Source organism: Allobosea sp. FW305-C-101, from assembly GCF_058783685.1.
On record NZ_JBYSYT010000002.1, the window covers coordinates 848,062 to 869,248 of the forward strand.

The window sequence follows — 21,187 nt, forward strand, 5'->3', positions numbered from 1 at the left end:
CCCGTAACGCTCGACATCAATCGCCCTTCAGCTTCGAGAGGCCGTCTTGGGTATAGGTGATGCCGCTGTCGCGCTGGATCAGGATGATGTCACCCCAGGCGTCCTTGTAGCTCAGCTCCTTGAAGCCCTTGGTGTCCTTGAACTCCTTGGCGAGCGCCGAATTCAGGAAGTCGAAGCTCAGGAAGGCCTGCTTGATCTTGGCCTGCAGCTCGGGCTTGAGGTCATGGGCGAGGCCGAAGGCCGTGCGCGGGAACGGGCTCGATTCATAGACGATGCGGATGTCGTCACGCTTGAACATCCCGCGATCGGCCATGCGCTCGACCACGCTGGAAGCGACCGGCGCGGCGTCATAATCCTTGTTGACCACACCCATGATCGAGTTGTCGTGCTTGCCGGAATAGAGGACCTCGTAGTCCTTGCCGGGCACGATGCCCTTCTCCTTGAACAGGATGCGCGGCGCGGTATCGCCGGAGTTCGAGGACGGCGCGACATGGGCGACGCGCTTGCCCTTGAGATCGGCGATGGTCTTGATCGGGGAATCCTTCGGCACGATCAGTTGCAGCGTATAGCCGATCGAATCGTCCTTCTTGGCCATCGCGACGATCGGCACGAAGCCGGCGAGATTGACCGCGAAGGGCGTCGGGCCGCTGGCGACGCCGGCGATATGGAGGCGGCCCGAGCGCATCGCCTCGACCTGCGCGGCATAGGATTCCGCGCCGAACCATTTGATCTTCTTGCCGGTCGCTTTGCTGAGATGGGCGAGGAAATCGGCGAAGACGTTCTCGTAGACCGACGGATCCTCCACCGGCGTATAGGAGAAGATCAGCGTGTCCGGGTCCTTCTGCTTCGCGGCATCGGCCGGGGTATCGGCGAGCAGGTCGCGATTGGCGTCGCAATAGCGGGCATCGAGCGTTCCGCGATTGGCGCAATCCTGCGCCTTCGCCGGGCCGGCGAGCCCGATACCGAAAGCAAGCAGGCAAAGGGACGCGATCTTGGCGCGCAGCATGGCAACCTCCCTGGAAGCGGCGCTCTTGATCAGCGCTCGTGTAAGATTTCTTCCATCCTGATCAAAAGCTATCAGGGTGACAAGAGTGGCCGGCTAATAAGATGGGGGTTTGCCTAGGCGACCAGCCAGCGGCAGCCGCAATCGAGCCAGGCCTTGCGCAGCCGCTCGGTCGGTTCGGCATCGACGACGACGAGAGCGACCTTGCCGGGATCGGCGATCCGCGCGGTGCCGACCTGATTGAACTTGCTGTGGTCGGCGAGAACGACGGTCTGGCGGGAGCGCGCCATCGCCGCCTGACGAACCGCGATCTTCTCGAGGTCAAAATCCATCGGCGCACCATCGTCGTCGAAGCCGCCGATGCCGAGGATCGTATAATCGAAGCGGAAGCCGGCGATGGTCGCGATCGCCTGCTGGCCGACGAGGGAGCCGTTGGCGCCGCGTGTCACGCCGCCCGTGACCACGACGTCGAAGACGCCGCCCTGGCAGAAGATTTGTGCGACCGAGACGCTGGCCGTGACGATCCGCAGGCCCGGCTTGCCCAACAAGGCGCGGGCAGCCGCCTCCACGGTGGTGCCGACGTCGAGGAACACCGAGGCACCGGCCGGTATGATGCCGGCCAGCGCCTCCCCGATCCGCTGCTTGCCTTGCGGGGAGACGGTAAGCTTCTGGGCATAGGCAGAGCGGATGCCACCGGAGGCCAGGCCGGCGCCGCCATGGAAGCGCTGCAGGTAATTCTGCTCCTGCAACCGGATGATCTCGCGCCGCACGGTCTGGGCCGACACGTCGAAGCGGGCCGCAAGCGTCTCGATCGTCGTGTATCCGACCTCCTGCACCACGGCGAGAATCTGCTTCTGGCGGGCCGTGAGGTTCCCGGGTGCCGGCATATGAAATCCACCCGCAATGCGATCGGAGCGCGTTTCCTGCCGCTCAGTAAAACAGCGAAAGGCGCATGGCCCAAGTCCCCATGCGTCCGTTCGCAAACGTCCTCATGCGGAATGGCGTGAGCCGGCCAGCGCTGCGGCGCGCCCTCGCCTCAGTCGGACAGTCGCGCCAGCAATCCGGCGAGAAGCCGGGCGCGCCGCACCAGGCTATCCACCTCGATATGCTCTTCCAGCGTATGATAGCCCGCGCCGAGCAGGCCGAGGCCGTCGAGCGAGGGAATGCCGGCCGCGCCGGTGAAATTCGCGTCCGAACCGCCACCTGCCGAGGCATGGCCGAGCTCCCAGCCAAGCTCCGCGGCGATGCCGCGCGCTTGCCGATAGAGCGCCATCGTGCCCTCATTCGGCTCCCAGACCGGACGGGTGACGCCACGCTCGACCGTGAAGCCGGTGCCGTCGGCTTCGCGCTGCGACAAAGCGAGCATGCGCTCGACTCCGCGGTCCAGATCGTCCTGACGCTTCGCCATGCTGAGCGCCTCGGCCCGGCAGGATGTCGGGACGCAATTGACCCATTGCCCGCCCTGGATCACGCCGACCGAGAAGGTGCAGTCCTCATCCGTCATCGCCTCGATGGCGAGGAGCTGCCGCGCCATCATGCTGATGGCGGAGCGCCCATCCTTCAGGCGCGAGCCGGCATGGCTCGGCCGGCCTTCGGCCGAGAGGTTGAAGCGGGCAATGGCATAGCGCCCGGTGACGACGCCGTCGCCCGGCTGGCCCGGCTCCGGCACCAGCACATAGCGGTGGCGGCGCGCCTCCTCCATGATCAATTCGCGCGTGCCGGGGCTGCCGATCTCCTCGTCGGAGGTGTAGAGCACCGTGACCGGCAGCGGCGTCGCGACCCCGGCCTTCGACAAGGCCACGATGGCCTGCAGCCCTGCATAGGCTCCGCCCTTCATGTCGAGGATGCCCGGCCCGTAGCAGCGCGAGCCGTCGCGGCGGAAGGGCAGTTTCGCCAGCGTCCCGACCGGATGCACCGTGTCGAGATGCGACATCACGAGGATGCCGGGCTCGCCCTGGCGCGGATGCGGAAAGGTCGCACGCACGCAGTCGCCGAGCCCCTGGGGACCGGGGATGCGGGTGATCGTGGCGCCGGCCACAGCCGTATCGGCGGCAGCGAGGTCCATCATCCGGTTGACGGCGGCGGGGTCGAAGGTCGGGCTCTCGCACTCGATCCAGGGCCGCAGGCCCGCGAGCATGGCCTCGGTGTCGAGCGGCAGGCGGGCGAGGTCCATCATGTCGCCCCTCACGCCGCCGCGCGGGTTTCGACGAGCCGGGCCAGGAGGCTGGCACCGACCGGCAGGATGCCGTCGTCGAGGACATAGGCCGGGTTGTGCACCGGCACGGTGCCGGCATGGCCGACCCAGGCATAGGCGCCGGGCACGACGCGCAGCATGTCGGCGAAGTCCTCGCTGCCCATCAGCGGCTTGCCGTCGGTCAGCACGCCCTCGGTGCCGACGATCTCGGCGGCGACAGCGACAACGGCGTCGGTCTGGGCCTCGTGATTGACCAGCACGTTGAAAATGTTGCGGATGTCGACCTCGATCGTGACACCGAAGCTCGCCGCCGTGCCGGCCGCGATCTCGCGCATGCGGTCGCGGACCAGCGCCCCGATCTCCGGCGAGAACGTGCGGATCGTGCCGGCGAGCACGGCCTCCTCCGGAATGACGTTATAGGCCGAGCCGGCATGGATCTGCGTGATCGAGAGCACGGCGGCCTCGCGCGGGTCGGCATTGCGGCTGACGATGGTCTGCAGCGCATTGGCAAGGCTCATCGCCACGACGATCGGATCGCGCCCCATATGCGGCATGGCGCCATGGCTGCCCCGGCCGGTGATCTTGATGTCAAAGAAATCGGCGCCCGCCATGGCAGGTCCCGGGAAGATCGAGATCTGGCCGGGATCGAGATCGGGCGAATTGTGTAAGCCGTAGATCTCGTCGCATGGGAAGCGCTCGAACAGCTTCTCGGCGATCATGCTGCGCGCGCCGCCGAGCCCTTCCTCGGCCGGCTGGAAGACAAAGACGGCTGTGCCCTTGAAGCCGCGGTTCTCGGCGAGATAGCGGGCGGCGCCAAGCAGCATGGTGGTGTGCCCGTCATGGCCACAGGCATGCATCTTGCCGGCAACGGTGGAGCGCCAGGGCAGATTGGTGATCTCCTGGATCGGCAGCGCATCCATGTCGGCACGCAGGCCGATGCGTCGGCCCGGCCCGCCAGTGCCGTGCAGGACACCGACCAAGCCGGTCTTGCCGATGCCCCGATGGACCTCGATGCCCCAGGCGGCGAGCTTCTCCGCGACGATGTCGGAGGTCCTGACCTCCTCGAAACCGATCTCGGGATGGGCGTGGAGATCGCGGCGGATGGCAACGAGCTCGTCCGTGAAGGACAGAATCTCAGGCAAGGCGGGCATGGCGGCTCCAGATAGCGGATGGTTCAAGCGAAGGGCTGGCCGAGGGGCGAGGTGCGCAGGCCAGGGCGCAAGCGGCGCCAGGGCAAGGCGGCCGGATCGACCGGCATCGGTCCCGGCGCAGCGCAGACGAGGATGGTCTCCGCGATCGGCTCGAAATCGGCGCGGAAATGCACCGAGCTCTTGTTGACGAGGATGGCCTGCTCGGTCGGCTCGATGCCGACCTGCCGGTACATCGCCTGATCGGCCATCTGCGCCTTGCGCGAGCCGACGACGATGCGGACATCGCCAATGCGCAGGCAGGCGCTCGGGCCCAGATTCATCCGCGAACCGCCATAGAACGGGCCCGGCGCGACGAAGCGCCCGTCCGACAGCTTCTCGACCAGGAACTCGCCGGTGAGCGGCTCGTCTCCCGGAATCCCGGACTTGGCGCCGAGGGCGATCGAAATCCTGGCGCCCTCACCGGCAGCATGGGCGGCTTCGGCAGCAGCCGGATCGACGATGACGCCGATGGCGGCGCGCTCGGCCCCACCGCGCACCAGCGCGCGCGCCATGCCCATCGTGTCGGAATCACCGCCAGCGCCGGGATTGTCCTGCGTATCTGAAATGACGACGGGCTTCGTCGCGGTCTGGGACAGTCGCATCGCTTCCGCCACGCCGTCATCGGGCGAGAAGACCCGCCCCCTGAAGGCGGCCTCGCTCGCCATGACCCGGGCGAGGACGGCATCGGCAGCGCGGTCGGCATCGGCCTGCGTCGCGCCATAGGCGAGCACGGTCGCACCGCAATCGGGAAAATCCGCAGCGGGAAAGCCCGGCAGGAAGGAGAGCGTGGGTACGGCCGGGCCTTCGAGCGCGGCGAGCTCAGCATAGATCGTGCGGCACGGTTCCATAGCCGTCCCCTGCCAGGCAATGGGGATGAGATAGGGAAGTTGGCGGAAGGCCTTGGCCGGGCGGGCCTCCGTCCCGATCAATTGCGCCAGCATCCCGGCCGAGCGGCTGCCGGTCAGGGCCATGTCGATATGCGGATAGGTGCGATAGGCCACCAGCGCATCGGCCATCGCCATCATCAGCGGCGTGACATTGCCGTGCAGGTCGAGGCTGGCGACGAGCGGAACATCCGGTCCGATCGCGGCGCGCACCCGTCGCAGCAACTCGCCTTCGCCGTCATCGTGATGCTCGGTGACCATCGCGCCGTGCAGGTCGAGATAGACGCCGTCCAGCGGCAGCGCTGCGGCGATGCGCTCCACCAGTTCCCCGGCGATGGCCTCGAAAGCCTCGGCCGTGACATGGGCGGAGGGGCTCGCCGCGCACCAGAGCGTCGGCACGAGCTCCCAGTCCCGCCCACGAGCGGCGTCGACGAAGCCGGCAGCGCTGACATTCACGCCCTTCACCGCCGCGAAGATCGCTTCGCCGCGCGCCAGCGGCGGCCAGCCGCCACCCTGCAGGAACGCCTCCATTCCGGCCATGCTGGGCGCGAAGGTGTTGGTTTCGTGAAGAAACCCACCGAATGCGATACGGCGTGGCATTCGTCCTCCCCAAGGCAGCTGGCGCCGAGGTAATCACAGGCGGGAGTGCTCTCCAAGGCGCAAAAGCGCCGACCCGGCCATCGAAAAACGACGAGACCGCGTCACCCGGCCGACGATCCGCGATCTCGAACATAAAGCCATTGGGCCCTGGTGGCGGCGGAAGCAGAGCTGATATCACACCCTCCCACTGATCTGCAGGGCCGGAAGATCGACTGTTGCCATCTCGGGTCCATGGGCACGGCGCCCCGACTTCCAGACGGTCCAAGCTGTAACGACCTGTGCGCCACGATTCCGCGCGAGTTCGACAGGGTGTCCAGGGCTGCTGAACAGCATCTGCACGATCTGACTGGAACTTCCCGCGCTGCGCATCCCGCTATTTCCGGGATGGAGGAGCCCCGACGCTCGGAAGGCAATCCGCATGGTACTGCGCGATCTCGCCGTGATGGCTACGGATTCCGCCTCGCGCTACGCGGCAATCTCGGCGTTCGTCGTGCAGCCCGCGGCCGCCACGCATAGCCCGAACGCCAAAAGCCCAAAGCGCCAGCGATGCGGTTGGCTATGTGGCTTCTGTGTGTGGCTTCTCGACGGAAACGACGCTAAGTCGTTGAAATCGTTGGCGCTCCCTAGGGGACTCGAACCCCTGTTTTCGCCGTGAGAGGGCGACGTCCTAGACCGCTAGACGAAGGGAGCAGCGCTGGCCGAGGGCGCCTATGTAGTCGGACAAATGCAGGCCTGCAACAGCTTTTTGCATGCCAACCGCATAAAGATGCCTGGCTTGCGAAAAAGCCCGAAAAACCCGCTCGGAACGCAACGAAATCCCCGGATGACCATGTTGCCGGATCGCCCTGCGATGGCGCCTTCCGGCCATTTCCCCCGAACACGGCCGAACGATGCGAAACCGTCGCCGTTCAGATAGAGCCACATCGATCACCGGATCGCTATCCGCGGTTGTTCTTCGCCACGCAACGCGCGAAGCTCGCTTTCCGAGCCGGTCTGTGCCGGCCCAGATGGTCGGACGGCAACGGAACCATGCCGGAATGGCGAAGCGACAGCCCCGATGATGAGGCCGCGCCCGAGCGGGCGCCGGCGCCATCCCCGCCGAGCGCCGCTGCGAGTTCCCGTTCCGCGAAAGAGCTTTGGCAGGCCTCCGTCGGACGCGCTCGCCTCTCCGTCCGGTCCAGCCTGCGCGGTTTGATCGGCATCGTCTACCCACCGAGCTGCATCGCCTGCCAGGCGGCGACCGGCGAGGCCCAGGCGCTGTGCCCGGCCTGCTGGCGTGGCATCGGCTTCATCGAGCGCCCCTATTGCGAGCGCCTCGGCACGCCCTTCGCCGTCGATCTCGGCAACGGCCTGCTCTCGCCGGCCGCGATCGCCGATCCGCCGGTCTTCGCCCGGGCACGGGCCGTCTGCCGCTTCGACGGCACCGCCCGCGAGCTCGTCCATCGCCTGAAATACGGCGACCGCGTCGAGCTCTCGCTGACGCTGGGCCGGATGATGACGCAGGCCGGGCGCGAACTCACCTCAGATACGGATCTCGTCCTGCCGGTCCCCTTGCACCGGACTCGGCTCTGGCGCCGGCGTTTCAACCAGGCCGCCGCCCTGGCGCAGGTGGTCGCCCGCGAGACCGGGCTGCCGCTCGCGGCAAAGGCGCTCACCCGTATCCGCCGCACCCGCCAGCAGGTCGGGCTGACGCGCGCCCAGCGCGCAGAGAACCTCCAGGGCGCGTTTCATGTCCCTGTAACGGCGCGCGGGCTGGTCGAAGGCCGGCGCGTCCTGCTCGTCGACGACGTGCTGACCACAGGCGCCACGGTCAATGCCGCCTCGCGCGCCTTGCTGCGGGCGGGCGCGAGTGCCGTCGACGTGCTGACCTTCGCGCGGGTCGTGACGGATGGCCGGGAAGTCACTACATGAGGGGCATCGCAACGAGAGACACGCCTTCATGCCGCCGGTCACGATCTACACCACGTCCTGGTGCCCCTATTGCAAGGCCGCCAAGGCGCTGCTGACGCGCAAGGGCGTGGCCTTCACCGAGATCGATGTCGACGGCAAGCCGGAATTGCGCCAGGCCATGACCGCCCGGGCCGGCGGACGCACCTCGGTTCCCCAGATCTTCATCGGCGAGCAGCATGTCGGCGGCTCCGACGATATCCACGCGCTCGACGCCCGCGGCGAGCTCGACAAGCTTCTCGCCGCCTGACGCACCCGACCGCCCCATTTGCCTTGGTGACACCGCGTCACCATCTATGACGACATGATCCGCTACGCCCTCATCTGCGACGCCGCCCATGAATTCGAAAGCTGGTTCGCCTCCTCGGCAAGCTTCGAGGACCAGGCGAAGCGCGGCTTCGTCACTTGCCCGGTCTGCAACAGCGCCAAGGTCGAGCGCGCGGTGATGTCGCCCAATGTCGCGCGCACCGATCTCGGCCCGAAATCACCTGCCCCGGCCGTGGAGGCGTCCGCCCCCGCCGCAGCGCCCCCGGCTCCCGTCGCGCTGATGAGCGAGAAGGAGCAGGCCTTTCGCGAGATGGTGACGGCCCTGCACCGGCATGTCAGCGAGAATGCCGAGCATGTCGGCCAGCGCTTCGCCGACGAGGCGCTTAAGATCCATCACGGCGAGGCGGAAGAGCGCGCCATCTATGGCGAGGCGACGCCGGACGATGCCCGGATGCTGCATGAGGAAGGCGTCGAGTTCCTCCCCCTGCCCCGCCTGCCGGGCTCCGGGAACTGACGCGCTCTCGGGTCGGCTCTGGTCACAAAGCCGCGCTTACGGCGACTTCGTAGACGCGAACATTACGGTTCCGGCAAGGAACCGGAGGCGGCGCGTACGAAAATTTTCGGCGCGGCGTCAGGGTCTTTTTCGTTTTGGAACAAGGCGCTACCGGCCCGGCTTCTCTGGCCGGGAGACGCGCCAGGGCTCGCGACGCCGCCTCCCCCCTTCCGTCCCGGATTAACTTTCTGTTAAGGAATTCGCGGTTCCTTGCCGGCAATCCCGGTTTGCCGCCCACGGCGATCACGGGTCCGGAACTCAGGAGGTTGCCGCATGAAGCGGACTGCGATCGCTGTGCATGGTCTTCGTTCCGGTGGAAAAATCCGGCATGGCAGCAAGGCGATCCCGCTTCTGATTGTGCTGGCAGCCCCTGTTCTCGGCGCCTGCAGCCTATCCCCGGTCGAGACGGCCGCGACCTCCGCCACTGCCGCTCCCGCCACGAAAGAGCCCGCCAAGGCCCGCAGGCATGCGGTTGCGCTGGCCAAGGCCGATCCGCGCGAGAAGGAGTGCCTTGTCCGCGCGATGTATTTCGAATCGAACCGCTCGAGCGAGTCCGGTCTGCTCGGCGTCGGCACGGTCGTGATGAATCGCGTCGAATCGGCGAAGTATCCCGAAACGATCTGCGGCGTCGTCGGCGCGCCCCGCCAGTTCGCCACAGGCGTGCTCAGCCGCCCGATGACGGACAAGGTCCTGCCCAAGGTCGAGGCCATCGCCGAAGACATCCTCAACGGCCGCCGCAACGAGGCTGTCGGCGCCGCCAAGCATTTCCACATGGCCGGCCTGCGCTTCGGCTACAACAACATGCATTACGTGACGGTGGCAGGCGGCAACGCCTTCTACGTGAGGGGCGAGCGCCCCGAGCGCCGCCGCATCGAGGAGCCGACGATCCAGCTCGCCTCGGCCTCCACCACCGCCGTGCCGCTCACCACCGTGTCTTCGTCGGCAACGACGGCGACCTCCTTCGCCTCGGCACCGCTCGCCTTCGCACCCGAGATGCCCGCGCCGCAGCGGCCGGCGCTCGATACGCCCCTGGTCACGCTGATCAAGAACGCGCCGCTGCCGCCTGGCCGGCCGCTCGATCTCGACCTGCCCAAGGCGCCTTTGCGCGCCTTCGTCGCCCCGCCGAGGGACGATCGCCGCGTGGCGCTGCTGCAGGCCTCCGACATCCGGGGCAGCCTGCCCTCGCGGTAAGCGTGGTACCCATCAAGGCATTGTCGGCCTCGTCCGCCTAACGTCGCACGGGACATCGCCGAAGCTCTGGCGTTATCTTCGCCGCAGTGCAACATTCAGATTGCTCTGCAATACGGGGAGACGCCATGACCGCGACGGAACGAGGCGGCCGGGAAACGGCCCAGCGCGACAAGCCGTGGATCTTCCGCACCTATGCGGGCCATTCCGACGCGGCCGAATCCAACAAGCTCTATCGCGGCAATCTCGCCAAGGGCCAGACAGGCCTCTCCGTCGCCTTCGACCTGCCGACGCAGACCGGCTACGACCCCGACCATGTCCTGGCGCGCGGCGAGGTCGGCAAGGTCGGCGTGCCGATCTCCCATCTCGGCGACATGCGGGCGCTGTTCGACCAGATCCCGCTGGCGCAGATGAACACCTCGATGACGATCAACGCGACGGCGGCCTGGCTGCTCTCGCTCTATATCGCCGTCGCCGACGAGCAGGGCGCCGACCGCAAGCTCTTGCAGGGCACGACCCAGAACGACCTCGTGAAGGAGTATCTCTCGCGCGGCACCTATGTCTTCCCGCCGCGGCCTTCGATGCAGCTGACGACCGACATCGTCGTGTTCACGGCCAGCGAATTGCCGAAATGGAACCCGACCAACGTCTGCTCCTATCACCTGCAGGAGGCCGGCGCCTCGCCGGTGCAGGAGCTCTCCTTCGCGCTGGCGACGGCCATCGCCTTGCTGGATTCGATCCGTGCCCGGCCTGAGGTCTCGGCGGAAGAATTCCCCGGCACCGTCGGTCGCATCTCGTTCTTCGTGAATGCCGGCATGCGCTTCGTCACCGAACTCTGCAAGATGCGGGCTTTCGTCGAGCTCTGGGACGAGATCACGCTTGGCCGCTACGGCATCGCCGATGAGGCGATGCGGCGCTTCCGCTATGGCGTGCAGGTGAATTCGCTGGGGCTGACCGAGCCGCAGCCCGAGAACAACGTCTATCGCATCCTGATCGAGATGCTGGCGGTCACGTTGTCGAAGAAGGCCCGCGCCCGCGCTGTCCAGCTCCCCGCCTGGAACGAAGCGCTCGGCCTGCCCCGCCCCTTCGATCAGCAATGGTCTCTCAGGATGCAGCAGGTTCTCGCCTATGAGACCGACCTGCTCGAATTCGGCGACATCTTCGACGGCTCGACCGTGGTCGATGCCAAGGTGGCGGAGCTCAAGGCCGCAGCGCTCGAGGAACTCGCCAAGATCGACGACATGGGCGGCGCGCTCGCCGCCGTCGAGAGCGGCTACATGAAGATGGCGCTGGTCGAGAACGGCGCACGGCGCATCGAGGCGATCGAGCGCGGCGAGCAGGTCGTCGTCGGCGTCAACAAGTTCACCAACAGCGAGCCCTCCCCGCTCTCGGCCGGCGACGGCAATGTCGTCACCGTGCCGGATTCGGTCGAGACCGAGGCGATCGCCCGGCTCAAGGCCTGGCGCTCGGCCCGCGACACGAAGGCGGCCGAGGCAGCGCTCGCAGAACTCGCCGCCAGCGCCCGCGAGAACCGCAACGTCATGCCGGCCTCGATCGCCTGCGCCAAGGCCGGCGTCACCACCGGCGAATGGGCGCAGACGCTGCGCGAGATCTTCGGCGAGTATCGCGCGCCCACTGGCGTCGACACCAAGAAGCTGGGCGATGCGACCGGTCTCGCCACCGCGAAGGCCGCGGTAGAGAAGGCGACGGAGCGCCTCGGCCGCCCACCGCGCTTCCTCGTCGGCAAGCCCGGCCTCGACGGACACTCGAATGGCGCCGAGCAGATCGCCGTGCGCGCCCGCGATGCCGGAATGAGCGTCAGCTATGGCGGCATCCGCCAGACGCCGGAGGAGATCGTCAGCGAGGCCAGGGAGCAGCAGGCCGACATCATCGGGCTCTCGATCCTCTCCGGCTCGCATCTGCCGCTGGTGCGCGACGTCACGGCGCGGCTGCGGGTCGCAGGGATGGACGTGCCCGTGGTGGTCGGCGGCATCATCCCGCCCGACGACGAGAACGCGCTGCGCAACATGGGCGTGGCGCGGGTCTATACGCCCAAGGATTTCGCGCTGGATGGCATCATCGCCGATGTCGCGGGGCTGGCGGCGAAGCGGTAGCGGGTCATCCCGCACGCGCTGCGGCACCGCGTGACGAGAGGCGTCTTTTTCTGCGCACGGTCCCGTGTCTGCGTCGCAGCACTGCGTGCCGCAACGCGCACGGGATGACGCCCCTCAGACCATCCCCACGCTCTTCAACTGCTGATACGCCTTCAGGATCTCCTGAAGCGTGCCCTCGCGCGAGCGGTCGCCGCCATTGGCGTCCGGGTGGAAGCGCTTCACCAATTCCTTGTAGCGCGCCTTGATCGCCGCGGAATCCGCCGTGTCGTCCAACCCGAGCGTATCCAGCGCCTTGCGCGCCACGATGCCGATGCGCGATTCCGGCTGGGCCGCCTGCTGCTTGTTGCGGGCGCCGAACAGGTTGAAGGCGTCGTGCATGTCGGCGCTGGCCTCACCATTCGCCTTGCGCCCGCGCTGCGACATCCGCGCCGCCTTGGAATTGACGCCGAGCTTCCAGGTCGGCCGATGGCCGATCTCCTCCTGCTTGGCGTAGGCAGCCAGCGCCTCGTCATCCATGCCGGCGAAATAATTGTAGGTCGCGTTATAGGCCTTCACATGGTCCATGCAGAACAGGAAGAACTGGCCTTCGCGGCCACGCCCCTTCGGCGCCCGGAATTCGCCGGCGCGCGCGCAGCCCGGATGGTCGCAACGCGGCGCGTCGCTCTCCAGCGGCGCTTCCGTCTCGGAAGCGCCGATCCTGATGCTGTCGAAAAGGCGTGAGTTGATGTTCATCGTCGACGGGTTATGAGACGCAGGAGCTAGGGCCGGCAAGTGCAATGCAGCACATCGCCGAACCAACGAACAATCATGGCAACGGTGGCGCGATCATGACCTCAATCAGCGAAAGAATCACGCGAAAGCTGACCGAGGCCTTTGCGCCACAGGAGCTGAAGGTGATCGACGAATCGCACCAGCATCAGGGCCATGGCGGCTGGCGCGAAGGCGGCGAGACTCACTTCCGCGTCAATATCGTGTCGGCGGCCTTTTCCGGCAAGTCCCGGCTGGAGCGCCACCGCCTCGTCAACGCCGCGCTGGCGCAGGAGCTGGCAGACCGCGTCCATGCCCTAGCGATCGCGGCGAAGGCTCCGGGAGAGGGCTGAAGCTCGTGCTTAATCCGGCGCGATCAGCTCGACCGAGGGGAAGTAGGTCCTGTAGCGCCGGACATCGCGGGTGAGCAGGCGCAGGCCTTTCGTCTCGGCATGCGCACCGATGAAGAAATCCGGCAGGACACCGGTGCGATTGCCCCCGGCTGCACGATAGCGCCTGAAGACCTTGCCTGCATGGAACAATGCCTGTCGGGGTATTGCGTTCATCTGAAGTCCGGCCTGCCGGATTGCATCATCGACTTCGCCGACGCTGCCGAAGCGGATCGACACCTCCGCATAGACGATATCATTGATAACGAGCGGCGCTTCCGCCGAAAGCTCCTCGATCCGCGCGATCGACCAAGGGCTCCATTCCGGGTCGCCCGTGAAGAGATCGAGCAAGACGTTGCTATCAACGAGGACCACTCAGTCCTCGCCACGCGACATTTCCATGATCTCATCCGTGCTCGGCCCCGGCCCGGCGATGCCACGCAACGCTTCAAGCCGGCTTCGCAGCGTTTCCGCATTCGCCTTCAGCAGCACGACCTTGCCGTCCGGCTCCACCCGGAAATCCACCGCATGGCCCGGCTTGATGCCGAGCCTGTCGCGCACGGCCTTGGGGATCGTGACCTGCCCCTTGCTGGTGACCGTCGTCGCCATCGCAGCCTCCGTATTACTCTCCAGGGAAAAGTAATACCTGCCACACCCAGCAGCAAGGGAGATCGATCGTCAGCGCTTCGGCCGTGCCGGCGACAGCGCGTAAACCGCGACCGAGGCCAGCAGCAGCGCGGCGAAGGCCCAGTGCAGGTTGGCGAAGGTCGTGGCCGCGTCGAGCCCGGCCGCGCGCTGCTCGGCGATGAACCAGCCGGAAACCGACTGCAGCGCCCCCGCCCCCGCGATGAAGAGGAAGTTCACGAAGGTCATGCCGCGCCCGATCAGATGCTCGGGGAAGAACTGCCGCGCATGCGCCATCAGGATCGCATAGGTGAAGCCGGCAGCACCGACGAGCGAGAACAGCGCCACCGCCGTCAGATGCGATTGCTGCCCGCTCAGCGCCAGCGCGGCGAAGCCGAGCGCCGTCAATAGCGTGCCCCAGGTGACGATCGTCTTGGCGCGGCCGGTGCGGCTTTCGAGCCAGCCATAGATGAAGGCGCCGACGATCATCGCGGCCGCCATGATCGAGGCGGCATGGCCGGCCGAGACCGGATCGAAGCCATGGACCTGCGTCATGAACGGCCCGATCCAGAGCCCGCGTGCCGTCGCGACGATGGCATAGCCGGTGATGGTCAAGGGCGCGATCAGCCAGAGTGGCTTGAGCGCCAGAATGCTGGCGAGCCCTTGCAGCAGGCCCTCGTCTGGCTTGGCCGAAGCCGGGCGCGGCGGCGGATCGCGCACCAGCGCCACCGCCAGCACGGTCGCGACGAGGAAGCCGACGGCCATCGCCATCATCGCGCCGCGCCAGCCGAAATGCCCGGCGGCGATGGCGAGCGGCGCGGCGCCCGCGATATTGCCCAGCGAGCCCAGCGCGATGAACAGCGAGGTGAGCAGGCCGAAACGCTCCGGCGCGGCATTGCGCGCGAACAGGAACAGCGAGGACATGAAGACCGGCGAGCAGCCGATGCCGATCAGCGCCATCGCGAAGGCCGCCATGCCCGCGCTGCCGGCCTGCGTGAGCAGGAAGGCGCCGACGGTGCCGATCGCCATCGCGAAGGCCACCGTCCGGCGCGGTCCGAGCCGGTCGAGCGCCCAGCCGACCGGGAATTGCGCTAGCGCGAAGGCCATGAACCAGGCAGCACCGAGCAGGCCGAACGCAGCCGGGCCGATGTTGAGATCGGCCATGACCGGTCCGGCGATCACGCTCAGGAAGGAGCGATAGAAGATCGAGAGGACATAAGCCGGCAGCAGCGCAATGAAGACGATCACGTCGGAAATTCCGCTTCTGCCGGCCGATCGCAGGCTTACTTGATGCGTTCGAGCACGGAGACGTAGTTGGCGACCGCTGCCCCGCCCATGTTGAAGATGCCGCCAAGGCGCGGGCTGTCGAGCTGCATGCCCTCCGGCGCCTCGCCCACCAGCTGCATGGCCGAGAGCACATGCATCGAGACGCCGGTCGCGCCGATCGGGTGGCCCTTGGCCTTGAGGCCGCCGGAGACGTTGACCGGCAGCTTGCCGTCCTTCTGCGTCCAGCCTTCCTTGATGGCGCGGGCGCCGTCGCCTTCCTTGGTCAGGCCCATCGCCTCGTATTCGATCAGCTCGGCAACGGTGAAGCAATCATGCGTCTCGACGAAGGAGAGATCGTCGAGCGTCACGCCGGCATTGGCCAGAGCCTGCTTCCAGGCGAGCGCACCGCCCTCGAATTTCAGGATGTCGCGCTTCGACATCGGCAGGAAATCCTGGACATGGGCCATGCCGCGGAAGCCGACGGCGCGACGCATGCGCAGAGCGGTCTCCTCGTCGGCCAGCACCAGCGCGGCGGCGCCGTCCGAGACCAGCGAGCAGTCGGTGCGCTTCAGCGGACCGGCGACATAGGGGTTCTTCTCGCTCTCCTCGCGGCAGAAGGCGTAGCCGAGATCCTTGCGCATCTGGGCATAGGGGTTCGCGACGCCGTTCTTGTGGTTCTTCGCCGCGATCATCGCGAGCGCGTCGGACTGGTCGCCATGGCGCTGGAAATAAGCTGCCGCGATCTTGCCGAAGACACCGGCGAAGCCACCTTGCACTTCGCTATCCTCGGGGAGATAGGAGGCCTTGAGCAGGTTCTTGCCGATCTCGGGGCCGGGCGTCTTCGTCATCTGCTCGACGCCGACGACGAGCACGACCTTGGCAGCGCCGGCCTTGATCGCGCGGACGCCCTGATGCACCGCGGCCGAACCGGTGGCGCAGGCGTTCTCGACGCGGGTCGTCGGCTTGAAGCGCAGCGCGGGGTCGGCCTGGAGCACGAGCGAGGCCGTGAAATCCTGGGCCGAGAAGCCGGCGTTGTAGTGGCCGAGCACGATCTCGTCGACATCGTCGGCGGTGATGCCGGCATCGACCAGGGCCTCGACCGCGACCCGCACGATCAGGCTTTCGACGGTCTCGGCATCCTGCTTGCCGAACGGTGTGTGGGCCCAGCCGACGATCGCAGCGCTCATGGCGAAATCTCCCTTACTGTGCAGCTACACGTTATCTTGGCAGCCTTGCGCCGCCCGGCAAGCCGGTATCCGCGCATGGTGGCCGTGCGCGGATCGGCTGGCGAAGGCTTCTGCCTCCAGCACTAGCCGGCCGGCCGGGTCACTGCAACGCCAGCGAGAGCAGCAGCCCGACCCCGCCGACGATCATCGCCATGCCCAGCATCTCGCGCCGGCTCGTGCCTTCCGCGAACAATTTGCGCGAGGCGATCTGCGCCAGCGGCACCTCGATGAGCGCCAGCGTGCGGACATTGGCTGCTGTCGTCAGGGAGAAGCCGATAAACCAGAATTGCGAAGCGGCGGCACCGAGGAACCCGGCCGAAAGCGAGCGGCGCCAGCTCTTCAGGCTGAGGATCAGCGCCTGCCGGTCGGCGACCAGCATGTAGATCACCAGCAGCAAGGTCTGGAGCCCGAGGCCGAGCACGAGGATGGTCGAGGCGCGGATCAGGAACGAGCCCTCCGGCAAGGCCTGGATGCCGCCGCGGAAACCGATCGCCGACAATGCGAAGAAGGCTCCCGAGACGATGCCGAATACGGCCGGCCGCAAGCCCGCCCGGGTCAGCTTCTCGCCAGGCTTCCACGACACCACGATCACACCGGCCGTCGCGATCGCGATCGCCAGGAATTTCATCGGCGTCAGCGCGTCGCCGAGCAGCAGGGCGCCGAACAGCGCGACCTGCACCGGCTCGGTCTTGGTATAGGCGGTCGTCACCGCGAACGAGCGTTCGCGCATCGCCGCCAGCATCAGGGCGGTCGCCGCGATCTGCGTCAGCGCCCCCCAGAGCGTGTAGCCGAGCGAGGCCATGCCGATATCGGGCGGCAGGCGCTGTAGGCCGAGGCAGGCGAGTGCGAGGAACAGGATTGCGAAGGGCAGGCCGAACAGGAAGCGTACCTGCGTCGCGCCGACGACGCCGATGATGTCGGTGAGCGAGCGCTGCGCCAGATTGCGCGCGGTCTGCAGGAGCGAGGCGGCGATCGTCGCCGGTATCCAGAGAAGGCCGAAAGCCACGCGACAAGCCTCGGAAAAGCAGGAGAACCCGCCGCTTGTGGACCGGCCGCCGCAGCTAGGCAAATCGCTGCGCAGAGGGTAGGTATGCATTCACGGGCGGACGAATGCGGCGGCCGTCTCGAAATTGCCGCATGCGTCGCGTTGAACCCTGCGCCGTCGTCACCCGCCACAAGACCGCTCCGAGCAAGACAGGTTCAAGACCGCCCGATGATCGCTCCCCGCCTCGCAGCCGCCGCTTTCGTCCTTGGCGCCGTTCTGACCGGACCGGCCTCAGCTGGGACGAGCCTCGTCATCGACGCGTCCAGCGGCTCCGTGCTGTCGAGCGAGAACGGCAGCCAGGCCTGGCGCCCCGCCTCCACGACCAAGATGATGACGCTCTATCTCGCGCTGAAGGCGATCCGGGAAGGACGCCTCGGGCTGGAGACCGCGATCCCGGTCTCGAAGCTCGCCGCGAGCCAGCCCCGTGTGAAGGTCTATGCAAGGCCGGGGTCGGAGATCACGCTCGACAACGCGCTGCGCATCATGATGGTGAAATCGGCCAACGACATCGCCTATGTCGTGGCCGAAGGCGTCGGCGGCGACGTTCCGACCTTCGTCGCCATGATGAATGCGGAGGCCCAGCGCCTCGGCATGCGCGACACCCGTTTCGTCAATCCCAATGGCTGGGACCATCCGGACCAGCAGACCAGCGCCCGCGACCTCGCCGTGCTCGCCATGGCGCTGATGCATGATTTCTCGCAGTACTCCGATTACTGGGGCACCTCGGCCGTACAGCTCGGCAAGCAGGTAATGCACAACACCAACGGGCTGGTCGGGCGCTATTCCGGTATCGGCGGCATGAAGACCGGCTTCACCTGCGCCTCCGGCTTCAACGTCGTCGCCACCGCGAGCCGCGGCGGGCGCACGCTCATCGCCGTCGTGCTGGGCTCGACCTCGGGCACCGACCGCACGGTCAAGGCCGCCCAGCTCCTCGACGAGGGCTTCGCCTCCTGGGGTGGCTCCGGCTACAGCGTCTCCTCGATGCCGCCCAGCGGCGCCCGCGCGCCCAATATCTGCGACGAAGTCCGCAATCGCGGCGGCGGGGTCGCGCTTGCGGACGATGCCGATCTCTCCGGTCCGATCGCGGCCGCCGCAACCGCGACCAGCGGCAATGATTCCGACGGCGGGCGCTTCGCCACGGCCTTCACCACCCAGTCGGCGGCCCCGGTCGCGACCCGCTCGCCACGCGGGCGCGTCGTGCTCGGCCCCCGCGCCGAGGTGGTTCCGATGCAGGTCTCCTTCGGGCGTAGCCCCGGTTCGGCCTCCGCCCCGATCGCGGCCAATGTGACGGCGCAGCCGAGCTCGCGCGTCGCGCGCGGCACCCCGACCATCGAGCCGGAAGCCCCTGTCGCCGCCGGCCTCGTCATGCCGCCGACCCGCCGCACCGCCTCGAGCAATGGCGCGATCCCGCGCGGCGCCAACGCCTTCGCGCCGGCGAATACGCCGGTCCAGCCCTCCAGCGATGCCTTCGAATCCGGCCCGCTGCGCCTGCAGGGCGCCGTGCAGGCTGGCGCGGCCAATGCCGCGAGCCTGCGCCCGGGCGCGGCCGCCGGCATCAAGCCTGCCGCGCGCAATGCCAAGCCCGAAAAGGCGCAGGCGGCAGCCAAGGCCCAGCCGGCGAAGGCCCAGCCCATCAAGACCCCGCCGGCACGCACCCTCCCGGCCAAGCCCAAGCCCGCGGAAGCCGCCGTGAAGCCGTCTGCGGCCAAGCCCGGCACCAAGACCAAGCCCGCCAGCGACGCCTGAGGCCGGATTGGACGCTGGGGGGCCCGAGCGGGATCGCATGAGCGAGCGCCAAGGGCTTGCCCTGGCGCTGGCCTCGGCCGCCGCTTTCGGCACCAATATCGTCAGCGCCCAGATCGCCGGACAGGCGGGCCTGAGCGGCCCGCTGCTCGTCTTCTACCGCGTCCTGCTGATGCTCGTGCTCGTCGGCGGCGCCACCTATCTCTGGCGTGGCTCCCTCGCCCTGCGGCGCGAAGAGCGCCAGCCCGTCCTGCTCTTCGGTCTGGCGACGGCGCTGGTCGGCATCGCCTATCTCTCCTCGGTCGCCTTTGTCCCCGTCTCGGTCGCCGCCGTGGTGTTCTACACCTTCCCGGTCCTGATCGTGCTGGCTGAGCCGGTGCTGACACCGGCCCCCTTCCGCGCCGACAGGCTAGCTGTCGCGCTCGTCGCCTTCCTCGGCATCGCCCTTGTCGTCGGGCCGGACCTGCTCGGGCTCGACCCGCGCGGACTCGCATTGGCGGGGCTGGCGAGTGTCTGCGCCGCCGCCCAGTTCTTCGCCGCCGCCCGCTGCGCGGAGACACCGACCCTGCCCAAGCTGTTCTGGTCACATGTCGTCATCCTGCCCGTCGCCGGGCTGGTGCTGCTGGCGACAGGCGGCTTCCTGCCGCCGCAGACTTTCCTGCTCGCGCCGATCGCCGTCGCCATCACCTATGGCGGCTATATCATCGGCTTCCTGTTCCAGATCCTGGCGCTCGCCCGCATGGCGCCCGGCCCCGCCGGCCTCGCCTTCTGCGCCGAGCCGGTCTTCGCCGTGATCATCGCCGCCTTCGTGCTCGCCGAGCGGCTGGGGCCGCTGCAGTATGCCGGCTGCGCTCTTGTCATCGCCGCCATCGCCACTAATGTAATACTAGAACAAACGAGGCGGAGCACCGTGCCTGCCTAGATCATCCCGCGCCTTTGGGCGCGGAACAGATGATCGATTCCTTTGATGGGACATCGGACTGATCCGATGTCCTAGAGGCCTGCGATCCATGACCGGCGACCCTGCCCACCCCCTTCCCGTTCCGCTGACCCTGCTGACCGGCTTTCTCGGCGCCGGCAAGACCACCTTGCTGAACCGCCTGCTCAAAGACCTGTCACTCGCGGGCACGCTCGTGCTCGTCAACGAGTTCGGCGAGATCGGCCTCGACCACCTGATGATCGAGGGTGTCGAGGAGAACATGATCCTCCTCGAATCCGGCTGCCTCTGCTGCACGATCCGCGACGATCTCATCGTCACGCTGGAGGACCTGCTGCGCGGGCGCGACAACGGCCGCATCGCCCCTTTCTCGCGCCTCGTCATCGAGACCACCGGCCTCGCCGACCCCGCGCCGATCCTCAACGTCCTGATCAACCATCCCTATCTCGCCATGCGCTTCCGGCTCGACGGCGTGGTCACGCTGGTCGATGCCGTCAACGGCATGGCGACGCTCGATGCGCATGAGGAAGCCCGCCGGCAGGTCGTCGCCGCCGACCGTCTGGTCCTGACCAAGGCCGAGCTTGCCACACCGGACGCCGTCGCCGCTTTGCGGGAACGCCTCGACGGCCTCAATCCGGGCATCGCGATTCTGCCGCCCGGCACACCTGCCAACGACCTGATCGGCGCCGGCCTCTACGATCTCGCGAAGCAACCCTACGCCCTGCGCCACTGGCTGGCCGAGGACTCCCTGCCCCGCCACCATCATCATGATCACGACCACCACCACGGCGATCACCACCACCATGGTCACGATCACGCCCATGGACAGGACCCGCATGACGTCAACCGCCACGACGCCTCGATCCGCGCCTTCGTCTTGACCGCCGAACAGCCGGTCGCCCGCACCACGTTCGAGCTGTTCTGGACCCTCCTGCGCTCGATCCACGGCCCGCGCCTGCTGCGGCTCAAGGGGCTGGTTGACATCGCGGGAGAGCCCGGCCGGCCGCTGCTGGTCCACGCCGTCCAGCAGATCCTGCATCCGCCGATCCAGCTCGATTCCTGGCCGGATTCCGACCATCGCTCGCGCCTCGTCCTGATCGTCAAGGACATCGACGAGAACACCGTCCGCAAGCTCTGGTCCGCCTTCCTCGGGCAAGCAACGGCGCAACCGCAAACCGCCTGATTCCCCCGGCCCGTTTCTTGAACCCAACCCTGCAAGCCACGAGGCGCGCCTGCGCGCCTTGTCATTCCGGCACAGCCATGCGCCGGA

General features: G+C 67.5%; 20 protein-coding genes and 1 tRNA gene. 9 read left to right on the top strand and 12 right to left on the bottom strand.

The window, feature by feature from the left end; genetic code table 11:
• Positions 1 to 16: 16 nt before the first annotated feature.
• From phnD to AC3WMA_RS11585, 6 genes are all read right to left on the bottom strand, one after another.
• Positions 17 to 1,006 carry a phosphate/phosphite/phosphonate ABC transporter substrate-binding protein gene (gene phnD / locus AC3WMA_RS11560; protein WP_492285503.1) on the bottom strand — a complete coding sequence of 330 codons (990 nt, stop codon included), beginning with the start codon at positions 1,004 to 1,006 and terminating at the stop codon, positions 17 to 19.
• 113 nt (positions 1,007 to 1,119) lie between these two features.
• Positions 1,120 to 1,890 carry a DeoR/GlpR family DNA-binding transcription regulator gene (locus tag AC3WMA_RS11565; protein ID WP_492285504.1) on the bottom strand — a complete coding sequence of 257 codons (771 nt, stop codon included), beginning with the start codon at positions 1,888 to 1,890 and terminating at the stop codon, positions 1,120 to 1,122.
• A gap of 149 nt (positions 1,891 to 2,039) precedes the next feature.
• Positions 2,040 to 3,176, bottom strand: a complete 1,137-nt coding sequence (locus AC3WMA_RS11570) for a M20/M25/M40 family metallo-hydrolase (protein ID WP_492286094.1) — start codon at positions 3,174 to 3,176, stop codon at positions 2,040 to 2,042.
• A gap of 11 nt (positions 3,177 to 3,187) precedes the next feature.
• Positions 3,188 to 4,348 (bottom strand): M20 aminoacylase family protein, encoded by a 1,161-nt coding sequence (locus AC3WMA_RS11575; RefSeq protein ID WP_492285505.1) that lies wholly within the window; start codon positions 4,346 to 4,348, stop codon positions 3,188 to 3,190.
• Between the two features lie 23 nt (positions 4,349 to 4,371).
• Complete coding sequence (locus AC3WMA_RS11580; protein WP_492285506.1) at positions 4,372 to 5,871, bottom strand: M81 family metallopeptidase; 1,500 nt, start codon at positions 5,869 to 5,871, stop codon at positions 4,372 to 4,374.
• Positions 5,872 to 6,485: 614 nt separating this feature from the next.
• A tRNA-Glu gene (locus AC3WMA_RS11585) sits at positions 6,486 to 6,561 on the bottom strand.
• 339 nt (positions 6,562 to 6,900) lie between these two features.
• Here AC3WMA_RS11585 and AC3WMA_RS11590 point away from each other — a divergent pair.
• The 5 genes from AC3WMA_RS11590 to AC3WMA_RS11610 all read left to right on the top strand — a co-directional run bounded on the left by AC3WMA_RS11590 (position 6,901) and on the right by AC3WMA_RS11610 (position 11,940).
• Positions 6,901 to 7,782 (top strand): ComF family protein, encoded by an 882-nt coding sequence (locus tag AC3WMA_RS11590; RefSeq protein WP_492285507.1) that lies wholly within the window; start codon positions 6,901 to 6,903, stop codon positions 7,780 to 7,782.
• A gap of 28 nt (positions 7,783 to 7,810) precedes the next feature.
• Complete coding sequence (gene grxC, locus AC3WMA_RS11595; RefSeq protein ID WP_377841724.1) at positions 7,811 to 8,068, top strand: glutaredoxin 3; 258 nt, start codon at positions 7,811 to 7,813, stop codon at positions 8,066 to 8,068.
• Between the two features lie 54 nt (positions 8,069 to 8,122).
• Positions 8,123 to 8,599: a DUF1178 family protein gene (locus AC3WMA_RS11600; RefSeq protein ID WP_492285508.1), complete on the top strand. Its 477-nt coding sequence runs from the start codon at positions 8,123 to 8,125 to the stop codon at positions 8,597 to 8,599.
• A gap of 312 nt (positions 8,600 to 8,911) precedes the next feature.
• Positions 8,912 to 9,829 (top strand): cell wall hydrolase, encoded by a 918-nt coding sequence (locus tag AC3WMA_RS11605; RefSeq protein WP_492285509.1) that lies wholly within the window; start codon positions 8,912 to 8,914, stop codon positions 9,827 to 9,829.
• Positions 9,830 to 9,954: 125 nt separating this feature from the next.
• Entirely contained in the window at positions 9,955 to 11,940 is a 1,986-nt protein-coding gene (locus tag AC3WMA_RS11610) for a methylmalonyl-CoA mutase family protein (protein WP_492285510.1), read from the top strand.
• Between the two features lie 114 nt (positions 11,941 to 12,054).
• Here the strand turns inward: AC3WMA_RS11610 and AC3WMA_RS11615 are convergent, their stop codons facing one another.
• Positions 12,055 to 12,672 carry a J domain-containing protein gene (locus tag AC3WMA_RS11615; RefSeq protein ID WP_492285511.1) on the bottom strand — a complete coding sequence of 206 codons (618 nt, stop codon included), beginning with the start codon at positions 12,670 to 12,672 and terminating at the stop codon, positions 12,055 to 12,057.
• Positions 12,673 to 12,767: 95 nt separating this feature from the next.
• Between AC3WMA_RS11615 and AC3WMA_RS11620 the strand changes: the two genes are divergently transcribed.
• Entirely contained in the window at positions 12,768 to 13,040 is a 273-nt protein-coding gene (locus AC3WMA_RS11620) for a BolA family protein (RefSeq protein WP_492286095.1), read from the top strand.
• Between the two features lie 9 nt (positions 13,041 to 13,049).
• Here AC3WMA_RS11620 and AC3WMA_RS11625 read toward each other — a convergent pair whose 3' ends face one another.
• The 5 genes from AC3WMA_RS11625 to AC3WMA_RS11645 form a co-directional block, all read right to left on the bottom strand.
• A complete protein-coding gene (locus AC3WMA_RS11625; protein WP_492285512.1) occupies positions 13,050 to 13,451 on the bottom strand; it encodes a type II toxin-antitoxin system VapC family toxin in 402 nt (133 codons plus the stop codon).
• Positions 13,452 to 13,685 carry an AbrB/MazE/SpoVT family DNA-binding domain-containing protein gene (locus tag AC3WMA_RS11630; protein WP_492285513.1) on the bottom strand — a complete coding sequence of 78 codons (234 nt, stop codon included), beginning with the start codon at positions 13,683 to 13,685 and terminating at the stop codon, positions 13,452 to 13,454.
• A 69-nt stretch (positions 13,686 to 13,754) separates the two neighbouring features.
• The gene (locus tag AC3WMA_RS11635) at positions 13,755 to 14,948 is read right to left on the bottom strand and encodes an MFS transporter (protein WP_492285514.1); all 1,194 of its coding nucleotides are present in this window, start codon (positions 14,946 to 14,948) and stop codon (positions 13,755 to 13,757) included.
• A gap of 35 nt (positions 14,949 to 14,983) precedes the next feature.
• Positions 14,984 to 16,153: an acetyl-CoA acetyltransferase gene (locus AC3WMA_RS11640; protein WP_492285515.1), complete on the bottom strand. Its 1,170-nt coding sequence runs from the start codon at positions 16,151 to 16,153 to the stop codon at positions 14,984 to 14,986.
• Positions 16,154 to 16,292: 139 nt separating this feature from the next.
• Positions 16,293 to 17,198 carry an EamA family transporter gene (locus AC3WMA_RS11645; RefSeq protein ID WP_492285516.1) on the bottom strand — a complete coding sequence of 302 codons (906 nt, stop codon included), beginning with the start codon at positions 17,196 to 17,198 and terminating at the stop codon, positions 16,293 to 16,295.
• Between the two features lie 207 nt (positions 17,199 to 17,405).
• Between AC3WMA_RS11645 and AC3WMA_RS11650 the strand changes: the two genes are divergently transcribed.
• The 3 genes from AC3WMA_RS11650 (at position 17,406) to AC3WMA_RS11660 (ending at position 21,100) form a co-directional block, all read left to right on the top strand.
• Entirely contained in the window at positions 17,406 to 18,983 is a 1,578-nt protein-coding gene (locus AC3WMA_RS11650) for a D-alanyl-D-alanine carboxypeptidase family protein (RefSeq protein ID WP_492285517.1), read from the top strand.
• Positions 18,984 to 19,020: 37 nt separating this feature from the next.
• Complete coding sequence (locus tag AC3WMA_RS11655) at positions 19,021 to 19,902, top strand: EamA family transporter (RefSeq protein ID WP_492285518.1); 882 nt, start codon at positions 19,021 to 19,023, stop codon at positions 19,900 to 19,902.
• Between the two features lie 88 nt (positions 19,903 to 19,990).
• Positions 19,991 to 21,100, top strand: a complete 1,110-nt coding sequence (locus tag AC3WMA_RS11660) for a CobW family GTP-binding protein (protein WP_492285519.1) — start codon at positions 19,991 to 19,993, stop codon at positions 21,098 to 21,100.
• Positions 21,101 to 21,187: the final 87 nt, after the last annotated feature.